Origin of the sequence: Vibrio sp. 10N.222.52.B12, from assembly GCF_002875385.1 — a bacterium.
In the GTDB taxonomy this organism is placed as follows: Bacteria; Pseudomonadota; Gammaproteobacteria; order Enterobacterales; family Vibrionaceae; genus Vibrio; species Vibrio jasicida.
In genome coordinates this window covers 1-5040 of the sequence record NZ_MDAW01000161.1, presented here as the reverse complement: position 1 = coordinate 5040, position 5040 = coordinate 1, and the positions used below count along the sequence as shown (strand labels likewise).

6 protein-coding genes are annotated in these 5040 nt (G+C 40.1%); all 6 read right to left on the bottom strand.

Features of this window, described 5'->3' with window-relative positions; genetic code table 11:
• Positions 1–533 precede the first annotated feature (533 nt).
• The 6 genes from BCT11_RS25515 to BCT11_RS25475 all read right to left on the bottom strand — a co-directional run bounded on the left by BCT11_RS25515 (position 534) and on the right by BCT11_RS25475 (position 4515).
• The gene (locus BCT11_RS25515) at positions 534–920 is read right to left on the bottom strand and encodes an NUDIX hydrolase (RefSeq protein WP_045402254.1); all 387 of its coding nucleotides are present in this window, start codon (positions 918–920) and stop codon (positions 534–536) included.
• Between the two features lie 202 nt (positions 921–1122).
• Complete coding sequence (locus BCT11_RS25510) at positions 1123–1401, bottom strand: hypothetical protein (RefSeq protein ID WP_102389577.1); 279 nt, start codon at positions 1399–1401, stop codon at positions 1123–1125.
• Positions 1402–1558: 157 nt separating this feature from the next.
• A complete protein-coding gene (locus tag BCT11_RS25500) occupies positions 1559–2098 on the bottom strand; it encodes a DUF6155 family protein (protein WP_102389576.1) in 540 nt (179 codons plus the stop codon).
• Between the two features lie 117 nt (positions 2099–2215).
• Positions 2216–2410, bottom strand: coding sequence for a hypothetical protein (locus BCT11_RS28630; protein WP_102389580.1), 195 nt, complete (start codon positions 2408–2410; stop codon positions 2216–2218).
• A 420-nt stretch (positions 2411–2830) separates the two neighbouring features.
• The gene (locus BCT11_RS25485; RefSeq protein WP_157939369.1) at positions 2831–3412 is read right to left on the bottom strand and encodes a DUF4145 domain-containing protein; all 582 of its coding nucleotides are present in this window, start codon (positions 3410–3412) and stop codon (positions 2831–2833) included.
• Positions 3413–3681: 269 nt separating this feature from the next.
• The gene (locus BCT11_RS25475) at positions 3682–4515 is read right to left on the bottom strand and encodes a toll/interleukin-1 receptor domain-containing protein (RefSeq protein ID WP_102389573.1); all 834 of its coding nucleotides are present in this window, start codon (positions 4513–4515) and stop codon (positions 3682–3684) included.
• Between the last annotated feature and the right edge of the window lie 525 nt (positions 4516–5040).

The following is a 5040-nucleotide window of genomic DNA, read 5'->3' as shown; positions in this document are numbered from 1 at the left end:
ACTTCTATTTATGCACTCCAAGATATTGAAAAGTGGCATGATATGAAAGGCTTTGAACACTGAAGTGAGACGGGCAGCTACGAAACTTTACCGCTATTGAGAGACGAGAGTTGGCTAGAAGAAAAACGCACTGAACTCCCCTACTTTTACTGATTTCAAATTAGAAAAGGATTCTTTCCTCGTACTTCAAAAGCCACACCAAAAGTAATCAAGGTTCTCTCAAAAGTCACCACGAAAATGAAAAAGCGCCAAAGAAATAGGCTAAGAGTTAGAAGCCGTAAACGGTAAAATCAAAGCGAACACTCCGCATATAGTGCCACCGGAAAGAACGTGAAAGGCAATAACTGAAAGGTGTAAACACGAGCGCCAAAACAGATAAACACCAGAACTTGTGACCTTTGATGTCAAACCCGTACTAACGCCTTGTTAAGGTGTGAGGCACGCAATACCAAAGCTTCCGCATACCACCTTAACCACAAAACCTAACGCATGGTAAAAATGCCACACGTGCTGAATCACTCTTGAACAATTTGTTATGTGTATTGGCTTAAGTGATTCTCTATAAATTCGATATCAGCTCGATAGAAATCACCAAGTGGAATAGCACTTGGCTCAAACCAAAAGAAAGTTTGCTGCCTTACTTCATCAATCATTTGAGGTTCAGTATCATTACCCGCACGTAAAACAACATAATGAATTTCACCACCAAAATCATTTTTAGCTTGATGACTACCGAGTCGCTTTAAACCTTGCAGTCCCGTTTCTTCCCACAACTCTCTAACTGCTGCTTGATTACCTGACTCACCAGGGTCAATAGAACCGCCGGGGAATTCAAATACCATCCCTTGCCCTCGTCTAAAGCGCTTTTGGATAAGAACTTTTCCATCTCTTACGACCACGCCCATTGCAATATTTTTCATGTAAACTTTCCTTGTTCTTCTAAATACACATAACGCCGCGTTAAGTGGTGAGCAACGCTACCACCTGAGCTAAACTATTGTGCTGTAAACACTAAAGCTGAATCAAACCGAGAATGCCAAGCGTTGGGAATCCGTCTTAAACGCTTTGTTATATGCTTGTACCCAAAACCTGAAAGTCCCTAATGAGCACCCAAAGTAAGGACTACAAGCCATATAGCCTTTTGCGATCTTTACGGTAACATTTAAAAGCCAAGACCCAGAATGAAACCAATGCAAACAACGCTACCTTGTCGTATCTATGTAATAGCTTTCCAACGATGGCTTCTTCCAAAGGTTTCATTACCCCTTGGAACTCAATTTCTGCGATGTAGTGTTTGCCAACCAATAAAATTACGAAGTGAAAAACGACACCAAGAATCAGTGCTAATTGAGTGCGTTTTGATAGTGAAAGCACATATAGAAATTCATATACAAAGTTCATTTTTACTTCCAATCTGTATTGGCATATAACGCCGCGTTAAGTAGTGAGCAACGCTACCACTAAACCTAACCATTGCACCGTAAACACAAAACCCAACAATGGAATGAAAAGTGCCATGCGTTGGGAATCTGCCTTAAACGCTTTGTTATAACCGTACTTATTCGTCTTCACTGTAGTAATCAGGGAAGAAGTCCATAAATATACCGTACAACCCATCATGAAAGCCCCACCCCATACTGACGGTACTTTCTAAAATTGCATCAGCTCTATCGACAAAACACTCCGATTGTTCCGTTTTTGTAATAAACGCAAGGGCATTCGAAAAGGCGGTTTCCATACCGTCGTAAAACTTGGCGTTAATATCCCCATAGTCCAGCATAAACTGAACTCCAGTTTCGACATAGAACATCATTAACTCCGCAATATGGTGATCGTTTGGGGATACCTTTTTGTAGTCAGTGATTGCTTTTTTAGCCACGGATAATCGGTAAGTTGGAGACTTTCGAGAGTTTTGGGGATAAAACTCTTCTTTGACAATAGCCTTATAGTATTCGAATACTTCTTTGTCATTTTCTAAAAGAGACGCTTTATAGTGGAGCTTTACCGAATCATGCTTTTTATACAAATCAACTATCTCATCAATCAACTCTTTATCGCTTTTACTTTTCAATTGAGCTCTTAGCTTGCTTACAGACATATACTATACCAATCGTTTTTCCCGATTATACAACTCGCAAGGCGTCAATAGAACACCAAGGTTATAACGCTCTGTTAAGGTGTGAGCAACGCAATGCAGAAGCCGCCGCATACCACCTTAAACACCAAACGCAACGCACAGTAAAAATGCCACGCGTTGCGAATCACTCTTAAACAGTTTGTTATGTTTTACCACAAACACATGATTTAATTGAGAAAGAACTGCGATTTCTGACTGATTTTCTGAACTAAACCACAAGGTAAGAACCGACTTGGCCACCAAAGGCGACCAACCTAAAACAAATAAGTCCACTTCGCCGCCCAATGAGGCAACCCGGCTAAGAAACAACGAGCGCCCTTTCTTTCCAGTCAAAGCGCAAAACAATGCTGAATTGCCGAGGCAACTGCCAAACTGAAATGCTAATTGGTTAAGAAGCTAAAAGCGACTTAAAGCCAGTTAAACAAGAAGCCAACCGCCACGACCTGACAATGAAGCAAGCCACGAACATCGGCATGTTTTACGGGCTGAGTGATTCAAGAACTTAGACCGACAATGTGGATTTGCTGAGTCTACTAGAGACGATTTGCCTGAGGGACAAAGAACCAGAACCTAAGACCTTTAACTCTTTGAAATACAAGTAAACATAACGCCGCATTAAGGTGTGAGCGGCGCTTGGCTATACTTGAGCGAAGCGAAACTGCCAAGCGTTGCGAATCACTCTTAAATACTTTGTTAGTTTTGGTTCTCCAATGCCACCTTGAGTAACCTAGGGCTTATATATACACTTTCCAACATGCGCTCAATGATATTAAAGGCAATTTCCAATTGGTCATGTTCATGAAGAAAAACGCTATGAGCTGCGCTATTGCCCATATTTTTAATTAGTTTCAACACATCAGCATCATTGCGAGATAAAGACTTCGTTTTCACTAAATTGTCTATTCGTTCATGAAGGTTTTTACCTCTTGAACCTAAGTCTTTACAAACACTTTCAAGGATTGCTCTAATACCAATTCCCGCTAAAATTCGCTGACTATTGTTCAATGCTTGTAAAGTTTCGCAATAGATTGGCGGAATGTGGGATGGCAACCATCCCAAGTTATCTATTGGCTCCCTGCTCACATTCGGGTTTGGATAAAACTCTTCAGCAGCAAGGAACACATCATTAAATTCGTTTTCCTCACCCTCAATATGATAAACATCCTCTGTACTATAGTGAGCAGTTCGAAAAGAGATAGTATCGCAACCATTGCATTGGATTGTCTGATATTGCTCGTCTGAGCCATAAAAGTTATGCGAATCTTCTTCTCTCAATTGCAGTTCCACGTCTGCTATAACTGTATGTTTACTTTCCGTTTCACACGTTCTGCATGGACAACGTATTATTTCGCCAACATGAACGGATGAGATAAGACTCTTTGTCATAGTCACCAATACTCCTAAAAAACTAACGCCCTGTTAAGGTGTGAGCAACGCTATACCGAAGCTCCCGCATACCACCTTAAACACTAAACGCAACGCATAGCAAAAATGCCACGCGTTGCGAATCACTCTTAAACAGTTTGTTATAAGCGTACTAACAATTAGCCTAGAATCTTCTCTAAGCGACTGCAAACCCGGTCTCTTTTTCTTTCCCACGTAGAGAAACTTAACCCATTGGTGATATTGAAAGTTTTCTCAATTTTTTCCTTGAACGAATTGAGTTTTAAAGAATCCGTTAGAAGCATTCCTTGAGTTAAAGGTAAAACGCCTTGAATGTCTGAATATGTTAACGGTGGTACAACTATTGGGATATGCTCTTTTGACAAAACCCACGCAGCACCCATTTCACACATGCAAACGGGGCTTTTATAGAAATTTTCTGAAAGCAGGAATAAAACCATTGAGTCTGAGGATAGTTCTGTTTTTATCGCATCCAAAAAGTTTTCGCCCAGATCTATTCCATACCCCTCAAAAGACGTACAAAAAATTTGATTAGACTCGACACCAATAGCTTCTAGGAGCTCAATAATTTCTTCAACGACATCAGCATCTTTTGAGGCGTGACTAATAAAAATCTTATTGATAGCTTGGTCAACTTTCAGTTGTTGTTTGACTACCACAACTTCCTTTTCTTCTTCTAGTTCTTCTATGTACTCATTTATCGAATCTATCAGCATTTTATAATCACGACGAAAACATCTGAGGTGATCGGAAGTATAATCACTGGTTGAGGTGTAAATGAAAGCCTGGTAATAAAAGGTCAGGTCATTAAAGTGTTCAAACTCAGTGGAGTTTTTACCAAACACTTTTATAAATGTTCTTTCAACTAAATTCTTCCAATGTTTAAAATCAGGGTCACTACTACTCTCAATTTTTACTATTGATGATTTTTCCAGAAGCTTCCTGAGTAGTTTTAATTTTTCTTGCTTATTCATTCTATTTTCCTAGCTTATAACGCCCTGTTAAGGTGTGAGCAACGCAATACCGAAGCCGCTGCATACCACCTTAAACACTAAAACCAACGCATACTAAAAATGCCACGCGTTGCGAATCACTCTTAAACAGTTTGTTAGCTTACTAACCATCTGTATCTACTAAACTTGCCAACACAGCGTTTTAAGCCATCGACATATCCACAAATTTTAAATGGAAATAGAACACCAGTCACTGTCCGTATGCATGAATACGAATATATTACTTGCGAGAGATTTGCTCTTATACTTTTAAGGAATACAACTATGGCTCTTAAACCAGGTCCAAAACCAATCGCAAAATCAACAGGGAAGCCTGACCAACGCAGACGTGACAACAAAAAGACTCCTGGTAACACTCCAGGGCTAAAACCTAGCAAGTCATCGAGTAAATAACTTGTGATGCCAAAGTGAGCTACTGCCTAGGTAGCTTACTTATTTAAAGATATTTTGTCATAGCTCCAGTAAGCTAACGCCCTGCTAAGGGGT

What these genes read in the sequence shown, in the direction of transcription:
- BCT11_RS25515 (WP_045402254.1), bottom strand. Translation starts at nt 920, where the DNA reads ATGAAAAATATTGCAATGGGCGTGGTCGTAAGAGATGGAAAAGTTCTT.
- BCT11_RS25510 (WP_102389577.1), bottom strand. Translation starts at nt 1,401, where the DNA reads ATGAACTTTGTATATGAATTTCTATATGTGCTTTCACTATCAAAACGC.
- BCT11_RS25500 (WP_102389576.1), bottom strand. Translation starts at nt 2,098, where the DNA reads ATGTCTGTAAGCAAGCTAAGAGCTCAATTGAAAAGTAAAAGCGATAAA.
- BCT11_RS25475 (WP_102389573.1), bottom strand. Translation starts at nt 4,515, where the DNA reads ATGAATAAGCAAGAAAAATTAAAACTACTCAGGAAGCTTCTGGAAAAA.